Source organism: Pigmentiphaga sp. (assembly GCF_033795525.1).
Lineage (GTDB): Bacteria > Pseudomonadota > Gammaproteobacteria > Burkholderiales > Burkholderiaceae_B > Pigmentiphaga.
The window spans coordinates 680,977-696,130 of the sequence record NZ_JARYGM010000003.1 but is presented as its reverse complement, the minus strand read 5'-3'; the positions used below and the strand labels follow the sequence as shown (position 1 = coordinate 696,130).

The window sequence follows — 15,154 nt, the reverse complement described above, 5'->3', positions numbered from 1 at the left end:
TTGATGAAACCAGGTCAGGCGCCAAGGCGCTGCAGTTCGGCAACGAGGCTGTCTGGAGTCCACCTCCCTTTCGTGGGTGGCTCCAGGCCGGAAGCGTTGAGACCCTCAACGATGGCCTCGAGCGAATCGGCGCCCCCTTCCAGAATGCGCTCCAGGTGGTCGCCCAGTTGGTTCGCATAGTCCGAGTCGTGCATATGTTCAATCCTGTGGAGGAATATTCGCCTTGCGTACGATGTCTTTGAACAAGGCCATGTCGGCGGTGTAGCGCGTCGCAAAATCGGCACTTGAGTTGCCCACGGGCTCCTGGCCCTGGGTACGCAACTTGTCGGCGATTTCTGGCGTCCGGACCGCGTCCCTGGCGGCCTCATTAATGGCGCGCAGCACGTCGGCAGGCATCTGGGCGGGACCGAACAAGCCCTGCCAGCTTGATACCTCGTAGCCGGGGAGGCCGCTCTCCGCGACGGTCGGCACCGTGGGAAGATATCTACTTCGCTGGCTGCCCGTGACGGCCAATGCCTTGAACTTGCCGCTATCGATATAGGTACGCGCCACCGAGATGGGCATGACGGCCAGTTGCACTTCGTTTGCCAGCAACGCAGTGATGATGGGGCCGTCCCCGCGATACTGAATGGCCTGGACGTCGATGCCCGCATTGGTCTTGAGCAATTCGACGGCAAAATGCAGGGGACTTGCGACACCGGTGGAACCGTAGTTCAGCGTGCCCGGCGAACGCTTAGCCAGAGCAATTAATTCCTGCACGTTGTCCGCGTCCAACTTGGAAGCGCCGACCAAGACCAATTCCGAGGCGATCAACTGCGTGATTGGCGTGAAATCCGTGGCGGCGTTGAAGGATATGTGTCGGTAGAGCGCCGGCATCATGGCAAGATTGATCGGCATAATTAGTACCGTGTGGCCATCAGGCGTTGCCCGGGCCACCTGACCCGCGCCGATGATGCCGCCCGCTCCTCCGGCGTTGACCACCACGACCTGCCGCCCCAGGTTCTCCGACATGCGAGGAGCGATTAGACGCGCCAGTGCATCGATCGAGCCGCCGGCGGCAAATGGCACGATCAATTGCACAGGCCTGTTTGATAACGCCTGTGCATAGGAAGCCCCCAGCGGACAGAGTACTAACAGCAGCGTCAACAACGCAGTGCGACGACTGAGCATATATGCTCCCACGATGGTTAAGGAAAGTGGCGATGAACCAATCTTAGAAGGGTCGCAACATCGTCATCCATAGCAGAAATGGGAAGATAAATTGCGCAAACCGGGATAATCGGAGGATACTGATCCGACACATGACAGCCGGCAGGGGCATGCAATGGATCGATGGACGGAAACCCGTCTGTTCGTACAGACGGCCGAAATGGGCAGCCTCAGCAAGGCAGCGGACTTACTGAATCTCTCCAGCTCGTCCGCCAGCCGCTACCTGGCCTCGCTTGAAGGGCGATTGGGCGCCCGGCTCATTGAGCGATCAACGCGGCGCATCGTTCTGACGGAAGTCGGCAGCGCCTATCTTGCACGCTGCAAAGCCATACTTGCCGACCTGGCAGATGCCGACTCCATGGTGACTGCCGCATCCAGTCAGCCCAGCGGCACCTTGCGTATCACGGCATCGCAAACCTTTTGCCAGAATTTCATCGTCCCGCTGCTACCGGCATACCATCGCCGCTACCCGGACGTGCGATTCGTCATCGAGGCGGCCAATCGTTATCCGGATCTACTGGAAAGCGGCATGGACTTGGCAATCCGGACGCGTGAATTCGAAAACAACTCCAGCATTATCGTGCGCCGTCTCGCCACGACGCGTAGACCGATCACGGCAGCCCCCTCGTACCTTGAAAGAGCGGGCGTGCCGCGCAAGCCGGCAGATCTCCTACAGCACAATCTTTTGCTGTACACGCTCGCCACTCGGCCACACGAACTGGCGCTCAGCTCCCGGCAGGGCCGCACCGAAACACTGCAAGTGAGCGGTTTCCTGGAATCGAACGACACCCAGGTCTTGAGGGCCGCAGCGCTCGCCGGCCTGGGACTTCTGATCCAACCCGTCTTTGCGATCCGGGAGGATCTGGACGCGGGCCAACTAGTGCCGGTCCTATCCAACTGGAGCCTTCCTCCCCTGACCATCAATGTCGCCTACCCCAGCCGCAAGCACGTCTCAGCCAAGGTTCGGACATTCATAGACTTTCTTGCGGACAGGTTCAAGGACGGGCAGTTCGACCGGCGATTTCCGCCCGCTCTCGACACGGGTCATATAAGCCCGTGATACGACCCCCCATCCACCTGCAGATTCTGTCCCGAAATAAACCCGGCCTGCGCCGAGCACAAATACGCGCACGCGCTGGCCAGCTCCTCCGGCGTCCCCATCCGCTTGGCCGCGATGCTGTCCGCAAAGCGCGCCCGGGCTTCCTCGTAGCTGATGTCCTCCAGTTGCATCAGCCTTTTTGCCATGAATTGCTGGCGCGGGGTGTCGATGCGTTCCGGCAGGAGGTTGTTGATGGTGACGTTATCCGCGGCCACTTCCATCGATAGCCCTTTGCAGAAAGCGGTGAGCGCGGTACGCGCGGCGCTGGACAGGGATTGGTGGACGCGGGGCGACTTGACCATGGCCGAGGTGATGTTGACGATGCGGCCGAATTTGCGGGCGCGCATGCCGCCGACATAGTTCCTGATGAACAGCGCATGCGGGATCATGTTTTTCTCGAAGGCCTTGACCCAGGTGTCGTGATCCCAGTTTTCCAGGCTGCCGGGCGTCGGGCCTTCGTTGTTGGTGACCAGGATGTCGACGTCGCTGATTTCCGCAAAGATCCGCTCTCGATCCGCCTCCAAGGTAATGTCCGCGGCGATGGTTTGCACGCGCCCCGTCGCGCCGCGCCGTATTTCTTCCGCGGCCGCCTCCAGGCGTTCGCTGTTCCGGGCGTTGACCCATACATCCACGCCCTCCGCCGCCAGCGCCTTGGCGCAGGCGAGTCCCAAGCCGCTGGACGAGGCCATGAGGAAGGCCTTGCGTCCCTTGATTCCTAAATCCATATCGTCTCCTGTTGCCGCTTAACGCATTCGGGATCAGCCGCCGGCCAGCTGCCGGACTTTGTCCAGCGCCGGATAGGTACGGCTGGGGCCGCACACCAGTATCCGGTAGCCTTCATTGAAGACGTGCTCTGCGTTCTCGGTCGTAACGTGGGGATGGGCGACAGGAACGTTGAATTCCTTGCAGGCCGCCCGGATCTCGGCCATGGCGGACAACAGTTCCGGATGTTCGTACTGGCGGGGTATGCCCAGCTCCTGGGACAGGTCGCCCTCGCCTATCATCACCGCGCCTATGCCCGGGACTTGCTTCAGGATGTCGCGCAGGTTGCCGATGCCTTCGAGGTCCTCGATCATCAGCATGGCAAAGATTTCACCGTTGGGATTCAACGGCCAGACGTCGGCCTTGGCGTAGTACTCCTGCTGGGTCAATCCCCAGTAGCGCACGGCGCTGGTCGGGCCGTCGCCGCGCTGGCCGAAGGGCTGGTGCAGGGGGTGGCTCTCGAGGGTCGGGTACCGGCAGGCGGCGATGGCGGCATAGGCCTGCTCCACGGTACTGATATGGGGCCAGACGATTCCATAGGCGCCCAGGTCCAGCGCCTGCTTGGCCAACCATTGGCTGTGCTCGGCGCCGTTGGCGGGAATGCGCACGATGGGCGTGACCGACGGCGCGATGGATCCCGAGGCCGCGATCAAACGGCGGTTCAACAGGTATTGGAACGTGTCGCGCAGGGACAGCGGGTTCCAGGGCTGGTGCTCGCATTCGATCAGCACGCCGTCGTACTTGGTGGTGCTGAAGGCGATCGCCGATTCAATGGTGGGAGGGCAGAACGACATCGTCGCGATCCCACCCGATTCGAGTTTGCGGATAAGCCCATTGAGCCTTTGCGTAGTCATTGCAGCACCTGGTTGGAAGTAGCGTTGGTCGACGGAGATTGCGCAGCGGCCGCGCGCCGCTCGAGCAAGGGGTTCAGGCGCGGGAACACCTTCCTCGCATTGCCTTCGAAGAGCTGGTGCCGGGCGGTCTCGTCCAGCGAGTCGACGGCTTCCAGATAGCGCCGCGTGTCGTCGAAGTGGAAGCCCGTCTGCGGATCGATGCCTTTTACCGCGCCCACCATTTCCGATGCGAACAGCAGATTGTCCAGGGGGATGACATCCGTCAAGAGATCGATGCCGCGCTGGTCGTAGACGCAGGTGTCGAAATACACGTTCTTGAAGAGGTGCTCTTCGAGCGGCGGCCGCTTCAGCATCTGGGCCAGGCCGCGATAACGCCCGAAGTGGAAGGGAAACGCGCCGCCGCCATGCGGGATGATGAGCCGCAGGGTGGGAAAGTCCTTGAACAGGTCGCCCTGGATGAGCTGCATGACAGCGGTCGTGTCGGCATTGATGTAGTGGGCCCCGGTGGCATGGAAACACGCATTGCAGGATGACGATACGTGGACCATGGCCGGCACGTCCAGCTCGACGAGTTTCTCGTACAAGGGATACCAGTACCGATCGGTCAACGGGGGGTCCTTCCACCATTCGCCGGAGGGGTCGGGGTTCAGGTTGCAGCTGACGAACCCCAGTTCGTTGACGCAGTATTCGAGTTCGGGAATGCAGTTTTCGGGCGAGACGCCGGGCCGCTGGGGTAGCTGGCAGGCACCCGCGAAGTTGTCGGGGTAGAGCTGCGTCAGCCGGTGGATGAGGGTGTTGCATACGCGCGCCCATTGGGCGGCGACGCGCTCGTCGCCGTACTGGTGCGCCATTCCCGCCGCGCGCGGGGAGAATATCGTGAGGTCGGTGCCGCGTTCGCGCTGGAACTTCAATTGCGCGCCCTCCACGGATTCGCGCAGCATGTCGTCCGTGATGCCCAGGGATTCGATGGACGGCCGCAGGCTGGGGTCGATCATGCCGGCCAGCTGCCTGGCCCGGAAATCCTGGAGTTGCCTGGGGGCGGTGGTGTAGTGACCGTGGCAGTCGATGATCATAAGCTTTCCAACTTGTACGAGGTTGAGGGTCAGTCGCGAACGACAGCGATCGCTTGCAGCTGCAACAGCATGCCGCCACGCAGGGGCTGTACGCTGGTGTGCCGGGCGGGGCGATCGGCTTCGTCGGGGAAGTGCTTGAGCCATGCCTTGTTCAACGCGTCGCGCACGGATTCGTCCGCAACCGCGACGTTGATCACCCCGACGTCGCGCATCGTCGCGCCGCCTTTCTCGAGCAGCGCTTCCAGGTTTTCAAATGCCTGATACGCCTGTGCCTCCGCTCCTTCCGCCAGCTTGTTGGTGGCAGGCAGCTTGCCAGCGATGCCCGAGGTAAAGATGGTGTTGCCCACTTTGGCACCCATCGGGATGGGCGTCGATCCGTGGCTCACCCCGTCGATTTCCAGTGAACGTCCGGCTGTTTTCATCTGACAGTCCTTTGGATGGTTGAATGATCCGGCACCGGCCATGCCCGTTACGCCTGCCAGACGCAGAACGCCGCCCCCACGCCGGTACCCGCCTCGGTCCGGTACAGCGGGTAGTACTCGATATCGCGCACCGGCAGGAAATCGACCGCACCGGCCGCGAGGATCCAGTTGAGGGTCTCGGACGTGCCCGAGCGCAGCGCTTGCGGCGGGATCGCGCGAAGGCCCTGTTCATCCTTTTCTTTCAGCATGCGGATGAACGCGAGGTCGAAGTCTTCCTCGACGACGAAGTGCGACAGGCCGCCGGACGCCACCACGGCGACCCGGAGTTCGGAGGGATGCGCTTCGATGGCCACGCGCAGGCGGCGGCCTATCTCGTAGCAGCGATTCGCCGTCGGCACGTTGGGCGGAAAGTACGTATTCAGCATCACCGGCACGACGGGAATGTTCTTCCGGAACAGCCGCTTGATGATGAACCCATAGGCATGGCCGAACCCCGCGCGGGCGGGATCGGCGACGGCCGCGACCGCGGCCACGTCGATTTCCTGCCGGATCAGCCCTTCGATCAAGGAGGTCCCGAACTCGGCGGCGGCGGGCGTCCGGTATATGCCGTCCATGAGGTAGCCCCGGCCGATCTGCATCATCCAGTCCGGCGCCCCATCCGCATACTTGCCGCGGGTGGTGGCGATCTCGGTCCCGTGAAACACGGCCACAGCGGGCTGGTGGTCCGGTGTGAAGAGTTCCGCCTGGTCATCGCCGACGATGACGACCACGTCGGGATCCACCTGCTCCAGGGTGTCGGCCAGCCGGTCGAGCGCCGCTTCGCAGGCGGCCGCTTTTCTTTCCATGACGCCGGTCTCGACCTCGGCCCGATAGCGCGGTCCGCGCAGCTCCAGCAGCTCCGGGTAGGTCATCCGCCTCCCGTTCGACAAATGCAGCTTCTTGTTCGCGAAGTCGATGTCGGCACGGTGATGCCACTGCTGCGCGGTCAGGTTCAACATGGGACTGTGGCTCGTGCCCAGTCCCAACACAATCTTGGCCATAGTCGTCTGAAGGTTGGTTATGCGGGGTTGTCGCAAGGACCCGATCAAAGATCGAGCACCAGGCGAGGGGACGTGCAATGCGAGACGCACGCCTGCATCAATTGCCGCTGGGAGCGGTCGCTGTCGGTCAGGCAGGTATCGTGGTGGACCACGTCCCCTTCCAGCACCTTCACCCTGCACAGGCCGCAGAAACCGGAACGGCAGTCGTACGGAATGTCGACCTCCTCGTCGACCAACACATCCAGCAGGCTCTGGCCCGGCCCGACGGACAAGGTCTTGCCGGTTTGCTGCAGCACGACCTCGTATCCCGACCGGGTCTTGCTGCTTTCGTCTACGCCGAACAGCTCGAACTTCACCATGTCCGCAGGCCAGCCCAACCGCCCCGCGGCGGCGACCGTTGCGTCGATCATGGGCTTGGGCCCACATACGTACACGGGACGAGGGCCGCCTTGCCCGAGTACGGCGGCCACGTCGAGATGATGGCCAGCCTCCTCGTCGACGTGCAGTTGCAACCCGTCGCCGCAAAGCCGCGCGAGCTCGTCGCGGAACACCGCTTCGTCGCGACTGCGTACCGCATAGCAGAAGCCGAACGGGATGCCTTGCCGGCGCAGTTCCGCTGCCATCGAGACGATGGGCGTGACACCGATGCCGCCGGCCAGCAGCGTTGCGCCGCTCGCCCTGCCGAGCTGGAATTCGTTCTTGGGCCGGGAGATGCGCAAAACATCGCCAGGTCGAACCGCCTCGTGCAATTGCCGCGATCCGCCGCTGCCCTTTTCGTCCAGCCGGACGGCGATCCGGTAGCAGGCCTGCGGCAGGGAGGTGTCGATAGACGGGTCGGTGTTGACGAGCGAGTAGGCCCGTACCCGGTCCGCCCGGCCCGGCACAGGCAGGTGCGCCGAAACATGCGCCCCGGCCTGGAACCCGGGCAGCGCAGCGCCGCTCAGGCCAGCCAGCTTGAACGCCCGGATGGTGGGACTGCACCAGGTGATCTGCACCACCCGGACGTCGATAAGATCTTCGCTCGCCATCGCTCTCTCACGCTTGAACGGTTGTCCCGTTTTGGCGGACTTCCGCCAGAATGCGTTCGAGCAGCGTGTGCCAGTCCTGCCCTTCGTCGATGACGCCGCCGATCGAATAGACCTCGGAGTAATCCAGCGCCGAGTCCTGCGCCACCCAGGGCACCTCGCCCTTCTGGTAATCGCGCACGGCTTTCAGCAGCATCTGGCGCAGGCGTATGACTTCCGTGTCCGCCGAGCAAAGCTGCTCGTCGGTACGGTCGAGGATGGGGCCTTGGCTCATGAACATGGCGAAGTCCTCGGTGGCCACGCCCTCGGGGAAGCCCGAGAAATGCCCGCGCTTCATGAGGTCGCGATTCTGGCCCCAGTTGTCCTCCGGCGGTCCCGGCGGAAGCGGGGGCCAGTTGGTGATGTCGGGGCTGGCCGACAGCGGCGTCATGCCCAGCGGGCGATGAACGTTGAAATGCACGAACCACGCGCGGTAATGGGTGTCATCGACTGGCACCGACATGAATACGGTGGAGGGTCCGCCCGGGTCGGGCGCACAGATGACGCCGTACCATGGGAATACGTAGTGGTTCACGCGCGCATAGACCTTGCCATCGCCAATGCGCCGCACGGCAACGGAACGAAAACCGAAGTGGGTACGTTCGTATTCGAGCCGCGGGTGCTTGTCCACCAGCATGTTCTGCTGCTCGCGGCGGCCACGTACCTGTATCTGGGTCTGGTGCAGGTGGCTCACGTGCGACGAATCCATGGTGGCTTCGACGCCTTGCAGCCAGTTCACGGGCGCGATGACCGACGTGACCGAACGCTGGTTCTCCGGCAGCTCGGTGAACGGCAGGTTGGGGAACTTGGGCGCCTTGCCCTGGCCCAGCCATACCCAGATGATGCCGCCCCGCTCTTCGACCTGGTAGCTGTTGAAGCGCACCGAATTGCAAAAGGCCTCCTGGTCGCCGTGAATGTTCGGCGCTTCCACCATCTTTCCTTCGACGCTGAAGCGCCATCCATGGAACAGGCATTGCAGCGAGTCGTTCTCGTTGCGGCCCAGCGCCAGCGAGGCCTTGCGATGCGGACATTGTTCATCGAAGCATCCCACGCGGCCGCCATGGCCGCGGAACAGGACGTAGTTCTTGCCGAGCAGACGCAGCCGGTACGGCTTGCCGCCGGCCTCCAGTGCCGCGGAAGGATAGGCGGGAAGCCAATAGAACTGCCTGAACATTTCCCCGAGCGGCGCGCCGTTCTCGACCCGAGTGATCAAGTCGTTTTCTTCTTTCTTCATTGCCATGTCATAGCTCCTAGATGTGCTTTCGCGCCGGCCGCTGCGCTCACGGCTCGGCCGTTATGCCGGCCTGCTCTGCCGTCTCGCGGTTCTTCTTCATTTCGCGCTGGATGAAATCGGCGAACTGGGCAGGTGAACTGGCGAAAGCCTCGGACTGGATGGAGTCCAGATATCCGGCGAACTCATCCGACGCGACGATGGCCCGCACGTCGGCAGCGATCTTGTTGACGATGGCATCGGGTGTCCCGGCGGGCGCCAGCAGGCCATACCAGCTTTGCGTATCGAAATTGCGCAGCCCCTTTTCGGCGAACGTCGGCACATCGGGCAAGGACGACAGCCGCGTCTCGCCCGACACGGCCAGCGCCTTGAGCTTGCCGGACTTGATGTGCGGAAGGTAGAAACCGGGGATCTCCAGCGCAAACTTCAGTTGTCCGCCCATCAGGTTCGTCGCCAGGTCGCTGGTCCCCTTGTAGGGAATGTTCTGGAGCTTCACGCCTATCGCCCGCATCAGGCTTTCGTTGGCCAGACGGCCTATGCCTGCGGCGCCCACGGTCGGCAGGTTGTACGCGTCGGGATCGGCGCGCAGCTTGGCGATGAATTCATCGAGGTCGTTGGCCTTCATGCTGGGATGGGTCAGCAGCACGAAGCGATTGATCAACACCGTACAGACGGGCGTGAAATCGCGCACCGTGTCGTACGGTAACTTGGGCATGACCGAGGGGTTGATGGTGTGGCTCGTGTTGGCAAACAGCAGCGTATAGCCGTCAGGCTCCGCCTTCGCGACGATGTTCGAGCCGATAACCGTGTTGCCGCCCGGGCGGTTGTCGACGATGACCGGTTGGCGCCACTTCGCCGAGAGCTTGTCGGCAAGGAAGCGGGCGGTGTTGCTGGTACCGCCCCCTGAGGTGAACGGCACCACGATACGCACCATCTTGTTGGGATAACCGGCGTCGGCGCTTGCCTGGCCGGCGGCCATCATGCTGACGGTGGCAAGAGGAAGCAGCATCGCTGCATGCAGGATCTTCATTTTTGTCTCCGGTTGATTATTGGCCGCGTGGCGGGCGCTGCGTCCCGACTGCGCGACCGGCGCCGCCCCGGCGTTGGCGGCGACCCGGCTCCCGCGCGGCGGCCTTCCCGCTATACGTGCTGCGCACAGCGGACGGCATGAATTCTAGGAAGGGCAATTACCCATAACAATCAAATTATTTTTGTCCATTATTATTGACCTTGTTATTAATAGTCCTGGCCGCCCCGCCATGCGAATCACGTTCCGCCAGCTAAGAGCCTTCGTGTCCACTGCCCAGCTCAACAGCTTCGTCGAAGCGGCGCGGGCCTTGCATATCACCCAGGCCGCCTTGAGCAACGCCGTCAGGGAGCTCGAAGACGCAGTCGGCTTTCGTCTGCTCGAACGCACGACCCGGCGGGTCCGGCTATCGCAGGAAGGCGAACAGTTCCTGCCCCATGCCATCCACGCGCTGGATGCCCTCAAACAGATCGAACAATGCGCCGCCGAGCTGCGGGGCCACCATCACGTCGTCAAGATCGCCACTTCGCGCCTGGTGGGCTGGTCGCTGATGACGCGCATTTATCACGACTTCCATGCTGCCCATCCCGACGTCCGGCTGACGCCGGTAGACGTCAAGGTCGATGACATACGGACCTCGGTGGAACAGGGCTACGTCGACCTTGCGATTTCCACGCACTCGCCCGTCGCCGAGCACGTGCTCGCCATTCCGCTCTTCCACAGCCGCATCTGCGTGGTCTGTCCGCAGAACCACCCACTGGCCCACCGGAAACGGCTTCGCTGGAGGGAGATCGTCGACGAACCGTTGATATTCGTCGGCAACCTGCCCCTGTTGCATCTGTCCAAGCAACTCGGGCCCGGCTACCGCTTCAGTCAGGTGCGCCAGGTGGGCGACACGACTGCGGCATTGAGTCTGGTGGCGGCCGGCATGGGGCTGGCCGTATGCCCCGGCTTTGTGGAACCTGCCACGCGCGTACATCAGTTGAAGGTGCTGAAGGTGGAAGGGCCGGCGGTCAGCCGCCCGTATTCCTTGTTCGTCGACTCACGGCGCTCCAGCAACGCCGGCGTCAAGCGATTTTCGGAGTTCGTGCTCGAATACTTTGCAAGAGTCGGCCAGCGGCACGTGGAAGATGCGCCGCGCGAGGTGTTCTAAGCGGCTGCGGCACGAGCCTGGCATGTCCGTTGCTACCCACCCTTCCCCGCCGCAGCGTCCAGCCAGGAGCGCGCCATGCAGCTACGCTCGTCCGCCCCACACCCCGACGTCGTCATCGTCGGCGCCGGCATCGCCGGGCTATCCTGCGCCACGCTGCTGGCGGAAGCCGGCCTGCGCGTCCTGGTGCTGGAAGCCGGCGAGACGCCGGGCGGCCGGGCACGGAGCTGGGTAGACCCGGCCACCTCGCACACCGTGGACATCGGCCCGCACGTCATCCTGAACAAGTACGTCAACATGCTGACGCTGCTGTCCAGGCTGGGGACGCGAAGCCAGATCGCCTGGCAGACCGAGGAATTGCTGACCGTCCTGGACAAAGGGCGGCACATTCACTTCAAGATGCGCGGCCTGCCGGCTCCGCTGCACACTCTTCGCAACCTGCACCGGGTGTTGCCCAGCGTGCCGCTGCCCCAGTTGTTGTCGAATGTGCCGCTGGCCTGGCGCACGATGCGCAGCACCCCCGAGGACATCCGCGCACTGGATGACCGCAGCGGGCGCGACCATCTCCGCGCCGCCGGCGTGAGCGACGATTTCATAGACTGGTTCTGGGCCTCGGCGGCCATCGCTTTCCTGAACCTGCCGGTGGAAGCGTGTTCGGCCGCTTCGCTCATGCGCATGTTCGTGCATCTGCTGGGTCACAACGATGCCGCCTTCGGCTTCCCCAAAACCGGCCTGAGCGAGTTGTACGCGTGGCCCGCGATCCAGTACATAGAAAAACGCGGGGGCGAGGTCCGCCTCAGTTGCGCGACAACGGGGCTGCGATGGGAACAGGGCAGGGTCGCCGGCGTCCAGCTGGACGAGGGCACACGCATCGATGCGCCGGTCGTGCTGGCCGTCCCGCCCGACGCCTTGCCGGCGCTGCTGCCCCCCGGGCATCGGCTGGCCCGGCTCGCACCCCGCTTCGAACCCAGTCCCTATATCAGTTGCTATCTCTGGTTCGACCGCAAGATCACTACTTCCCGCTTCTGGGCGCGCCCCTGGTCGCCCCAGGACTTCAACACCGATTTCTACGATTTGTCGAACGTGCGCACCGACAGCACGGGCGCGGGTTCCCTGATCGCCTCCAACATCATCTGGAGCCACAGGGTGAACGGTTTGCCGGACGCGGCCGTCATCGAGGCGACCCTCAAGGAAATCGGCGAGTTCACGCCACAAGCCCGCACTGCGCGGCTGCTTGGCGCGTCGGTACACCGCATTCCCATGTCGGTTCCCTGCGCCCGGCCCGGCATCGAGAGCGCAAGACCGGCGACCCGCCAGGACCCGGGACTCTTCCTGGCGGGGGACTGGATCGATACCGATCTGCCGTTCTGCATGGAGAGCGCCACGCGGGCAGGCGCCCTGGCCGCCGAAGCGGTCATGGCGGATCGCGGGCATCGGCGGGCCTGGGCACTGCCGCCGCCCGCGCCACGGGGCCTGGCCGGCCTCCTGAGGCCGCGCATGCGCGGCAGCATCGCGGACTAGATGCCGCAGGCCAATTGCATGTCGGAGATCTGCACGCTGAAGAGGGGCTGGCGTCCATGCAGATACGCCAGTGGTCCATCAAGCGGGAAATCCCAGATCGCGCGGCCGCCTGCGACTTTCCCGCTGACCGAGCAACGGGTGCGCAGCGGCCCGCCTTCCCCGACCTGGACGACGAAACCCTTGAGCTTGGGCCGCCCCGGCCACGTCGAGCCCGGTTCGAAGCGCAAGGCCGCCACGTCGCGGCCGGCTTCCGACAAATGCCGGGCGTACCCGCGGTTATCGTCGGGCGGCGCATCGAAACTCCCCACTACCTTGGGAATGCCCCACAAGCCACAGCCGCCCTCGGCCGCCACGGCGTCGCTCACCCAGATCTGGCTCACTGTGCACGCCGCCAGCAGCCCCGCCCCACGTACCGGCACGGCCACCGCCAGTTCGTCGTACTGCACCGTGCTGCCTGGCGCGTAGCTGGCCCAGATGGTAAACAGCAGCGCCTGGTCGGCCCACTGCGCGTAGCGGAGCCCGGTTGCAGCCGGGGGAAGCGCACGGCCCGGCACCTTCCATAAGGACACCCACGCGGATCCGAACAGGATCCACGGGGCGGCAGGGTATGCGTCGGCGCTGCTGGCAGTCGTCGTCCCGGTCGCTTCCATGGCTGTCTCCGTAAACCATCGGTTCAAGGCGCCCTCGCAGGCATCTTAAAGCAGCGGGGCCGATGCGGATATCACCGGCTCGCGTTGCGGCGGGCCCGTTCCACGCCAGCCGCGCTCAAGACGGGCCACGGGTCCGGCGCTAGCTGCGAAGCCGTAGATTCTTGGCGCGACCCGCTTTACAGTAGATCGTTCTTTTTCTAAGCTAGACCGATGAAGAAGAACGCCCCCACCGAATCCCTCGACGATATCGATCTGCAGTTGATGCGCCACCTGCAGGACGACGGCCGCCTCTCCAACGCCAAGCTGGCGCAACGCGTAGCCTTGAGCGAAACGCCTTGCTGGCACCGGCTGCGCAAGCTCGAAGCCGAGGGCTACATCCAGGGCTATCAGGCCATGCTCGACCGGCGCAAGCTCGGGCTGGGGGAGCTGGCCTTCATCAGCCTGAACTTCTCGCCCCACACTGCCGAAGCCTTCGCCGCGCTGGAAAAACTGGTGGAGGCGAGCGACCAGGTGCTTACCTGCCACCGCGTCACCGGCGAGGCCGACTTCGTCATGATGGTGGTGGCCGAAGACCTCGATTCCGTGCGCGACTTCATCGACAAGGTCTTGCGCACGCTGCCCAACGTAGCCACCGTGCGCACGAGCTTGTCGCTGCGGGAAGTGAAGTTTTCCAGCAAGCTGCCGCTGCCGGCCTAGCGCACGCGCCGCTTCCCCGGTCCTGCGCCATCACGGCCGGCGTCAGCCGACCACCTCGCGAAACAGCCTGGAAGCGGCTTCCAGCGCATACACCACGACCGCGGAGCGGCTCCAGCGCGTTTGCGCGATCAGGCAGATCGTGGTGGCAATCTCGGCGCGCCCATGGCGGTGAAACAGCGTGGCACGCAACTCGACTTCCAGCGCCCGGACCTGGCGGCTGAGCGCGGGCTGCGCCACGCCGAGCAGCCGGGACGTCTTCACCGTGCCGCGCAACCAATGGGTGCGCCATGTTCCGAGCGGCCCGCAGGCCAGGCTGTTCGTCGTCAGCAGCGCACTGGACGTCAACGGCTCACGCCGGCAATCGTGCTATCCGCGGGACATGATCATGGGCATCGCCGAACAGATCGCGTGGGTCAGCGAGTACTGCACGCTGTGGCCGGGCGATGTGATCATGACCGGCCCGAAGGCCGGCCCGGCATCTCAATGCTGGAGGAAATCCAGCACCATACGGTTGAACTTGTCGGCGTGCTCCCACTGCGCCCAATGCCCGCAGCGGTTGAACACGTGCAGCTCGGCATTGGGCAGGCCCCAGACCAGGCGCAGCCCGACGTCCATGGGCACGAAGCGGTCGTCGCGGCCCCAGATCACCAGCGTCTGGGCCCGGATCTCGCCCAGGCGATGGCCCAGGTCGGGATACTGCTTGGGATTGAGCTCGGAACTCTTGACGAAGTTCTGCAAGTGCTCGCGGCGCGCCAGCATGTTGTCCAGGCGCGCCTTGAAGAGTTCCTCCGTCAAGCTGCTGGGATCGTAGACGAACACGTTCATCATGCGCTTGAGGTTCTCGATGGTCGGGTCGCGGTACAGCGCCCCGATCAGCTTCAGCCCTTCGGTAGGCATGGGCACGAACTGGCTCGGGCCGCCCGTGCCGCCGCCCATCAGCACCAGCTTGCCAGTGCGGGCGGGGTTCGCGAGGGCGAAGGCCACGGCGCTGTGGGCACCCATCGAATTGCCGACGATATGCGCCTTCTCCAGGCCGATCGCATCCATCAGGCCCTTGAGCGCGCTGGCATTGAGATCCGAGCGCGAACCGGTGCTGACGATGGGATCGCTTTTGCTCCAGCCAGGGAAATCCAGCAGGATGACTCGGTAGCCGGCGGCGACGAAGGGCTCGATGTTGCGGCTGAAGTTGGCCCAGCCGCTGGCCCCGGGCCCCGAACCGTGCAGCATCACCACCGTTTCGGTCCCGTTGCCGATTTCGTTGTAATGCACTTGCAGCTTCAAGTCGCCGCTGTCGATGCGGGCAAACTTGCTGGTGGCTTCCTCGCTGATCGGAAGAGATTGCGTAGACATGTATCG

At 63.9% G+C, this 15,154-nt stretch carries 17 protein-coding genes and 1 pseudogene; 5 read left to right on the top strand and 13 right to left on the bottom strand.

Annotated elements, in window-relative coordinates:
* Positions 1 to 14: 14 nt before the first annotated feature.
* Entirely contained in the window at positions 15 to 194 is a 180-nt protein-coding gene (locus QHC78_RS11845; protein ID WP_319744683.1) for a recombinase-like helix-turn-helix domain-containing protein, read from the bottom strand.
* 4 nt (positions 195 to 198) lie between these two features.
* Positions 199 to 1,170, bottom strand: coding sequence for a Bug family tripartite tricarboxylate transporter substrate binding protein (locus QHC78_RS11840; RefSeq protein ID WP_319744681.1), 972 nt, complete (start codon positions 1,168 to 1,170; stop codon positions 199 to 201).
* 154 nt (positions 1,171 to 1,324) lie between these two features.
* Between QHC78_RS11840 and QHC78_RS11835 the strand changes: the two genes are divergently transcribed.
* A complete protein-coding gene (locus tag QHC78_RS11835) occupies positions 1,325 to 2,269 on the top strand; it encodes a LysR family transcriptional regulator (RefSeq protein WP_319744679.1) in 945 nt (314 codons plus the stop codon).
* Here QHC78_RS11835 and QHC78_RS11830 read toward each other — a convergent pair.
* From QHC78_RS11830 to QHC78_RS11795, 8 genes are read right to left on the bottom strand one after another with little or no spacing between them, the layout of a single operon-like run.
* Entirely contained in the window at positions 2,254 to 3,033 is a 780-nt protein-coding gene (locus QHC78_RS11830) for an SDR family oxidoreductase (protein ID WP_319744677.1), read from the bottom strand. The two genes, QHC78_RS11835 and QHC78_RS11830, sit on opposite strands and share 16 nt — an antisense overlap.
* A 33-nt stretch (positions 3,034 to 3,066) precedes the next feature.
* Entirely contained in the window at positions 3,067 to 3,924 is an 858-nt protein-coding gene (locus QHC78_RS11825; protein ID WP_319744675.1) for an HpcH/HpaI aldolase family protein, read from the bottom strand.
* Positions 3,921 to 4,997, bottom strand: a complete 1,077-nt coding sequence (locus tag QHC78_RS11820) for an amidohydrolase family protein (RefSeq protein ID WP_319744673.1) — start codon at positions 4,995 to 4,997, stop codon at positions 3,921 to 3,923. The genes QHC78_RS11825 and QHC78_RS11820 overlap by 4 nt, the downstream gene beginning before the upstream one ends.
* 29 nt (positions 4,998 to 5,026) lie before the next feature.
* Positions 5,027 to 5,419, bottom strand: coding sequence for a RidA family protein (locus QHC78_RS11815; protein ID WP_319744671.1), 393 nt, complete (start codon positions 5,417 to 5,419; stop codon positions 5,027 to 5,029).
* Positions 5,420 to 5,466: 47 nt separating this feature from the next.
* Positions 5,467 to 6,459 (bottom strand): DODA-type extradiol aromatic ring-opening family dioxygenase, encoded by a 993-nt coding sequence (locus QHC78_RS11810; protein ID WP_319744669.1) that lies wholly within the window; start codon positions 6,457 to 6,459, stop codon positions 5,467 to 5,469.
* A 44-nt stretch (positions 6,460 to 6,503) separates the two neighbouring features.
* Complete coding sequence (locus QHC78_RS11805) at positions 6,504 to 7,487, bottom strand: PDR/VanB family oxidoreductase (protein WP_319744667.1); 984 nt, start codon at positions 7,485 to 7,487, stop codon at positions 6,504 to 6,506.
* Positions 7,488 to 7,494: 7 nt separating this feature from the next.
* Positions 7,495 to 8,763 carry a Rieske 2Fe-2S domain-containing protein gene (locus QHC78_RS11800; RefSeq protein WP_319744665.1) on the bottom strand — a complete coding sequence of 423 codons (1,269 nt, stop codon included), beginning with the start codon at positions 8,761 to 8,763 and terminating at the stop codon, positions 7,495 to 7,497.
* Positions 8,764 to 8,803: 40 nt separating this feature from the next.
* Positions 8,804 to 9,784: a Bug family tripartite tricarboxylate transporter substrate binding protein gene (locus QHC78_RS11795; RefSeq protein ID WP_319744663.1), complete on the bottom strand. Its 981-nt coding sequence runs from the start codon at positions 9,782 to 9,784 to the stop codon at positions 8,804 to 8,806.
* A 229-nt stretch (positions 9,785 to 10,013) separates the two neighbouring features.
* On the opposite strand from QHC78_RS11795, the gene QHC78_RS11790 reads away from it, so the two are divergent.
* Together QHC78_RS11790 and QHC78_RS11785 are read left to right on the top strand one after the other, a co-directional pair.
* Positions 10,014 to 10,934, top strand: a complete 921-nt coding sequence (locus QHC78_RS11790; RefSeq protein ID WP_319744661.1) for a LysR family transcriptional regulator — start codon at positions 10,014 to 10,016, stop codon at positions 10,932 to 10,934.
* A 75-nt stretch (positions 10,935 to 11,009) separates the two neighbouring features.
* Complete coding sequence (locus QHC78_RS11785; RefSeq protein WP_319744659.1) at positions 11,010 to 12,452, top strand: hydroxysqualene dehydroxylase; 1,443 nt, start codon at positions 11,010 to 11,012, stop codon at positions 12,450 to 12,452.
* Here QHC78_RS11785 and QHC78_RS11780 read toward each other — a convergent pair.
* A complete protein-coding gene (locus QHC78_RS11780) occupies positions 12,449 to 13,102 on the bottom strand; it encodes an acetoacetate decarboxylase family protein (protein WP_319744656.1) in 654 nt (217 codons plus the stop codon). The genes QHC78_RS11785 and QHC78_RS11780 overlap by 4 nt on opposite strands.
* Positions 13,103 to 13,312: 210 nt before the next feature.
* Here QHC78_RS11780 and QHC78_RS11775 point away from each other — a divergent pair, with 210 nt between their 5' ends.
* The gene (locus QHC78_RS11775) at positions 13,313 to 13,798 is read left to right on the top strand and encodes an Lrp/AsnC family transcriptional regulator (protein ID WP_319744654.1); all 486 of its coding nucleotides are present in this window, start codon (positions 13,313 to 13,315) and stop codon (positions 13,796 to 13,798) included.
* Between the two features lie 42 nt (positions 13,799 to 13,840).
* Here the strand turns inward: QHC78_RS11775 and QHC78_RS11770 are convergent, their stop codons facing one another.
* Positions 13,841 to 14,143, bottom strand: a complete 303-nt coding sequence (locus QHC78_RS11770; protein WP_319744652.1) for a LysR family transcriptional regulator — start codon at positions 14,141 to 14,143, stop codon at positions 13,841 to 13,843.
* Between the two features lie 34 nt (positions 14,144 to 14,177).
* On the opposite strand from QHC78_RS11770, the pseudogene QHC78_RS11765 reads away from it, so the two are divergent.
* Positions 14,178 to 14,258 (top strand): annotated as a pseudogene (locus QHC78_RS11765) (fumarylacetoacetate hydrolase family protein); the annotation flags it as partial.
* 20 nt (positions 14,259 to 14,278) lie between these two features.
* Here the strand turns inward: QHC78_RS11765 and QHC78_RS11760 are convergent.
* Complete coding sequence (locus tag QHC78_RS11760; protein ID WP_319744650.1) at positions 14,279 to 15,148, bottom strand: alpha/beta fold hydrolase; 870 nt, start codon at positions 15,146 to 15,148, stop codon at positions 14,279 to 14,281.
* Positions 15,149 to 15,154: the final 6 nt, after the last annotated feature.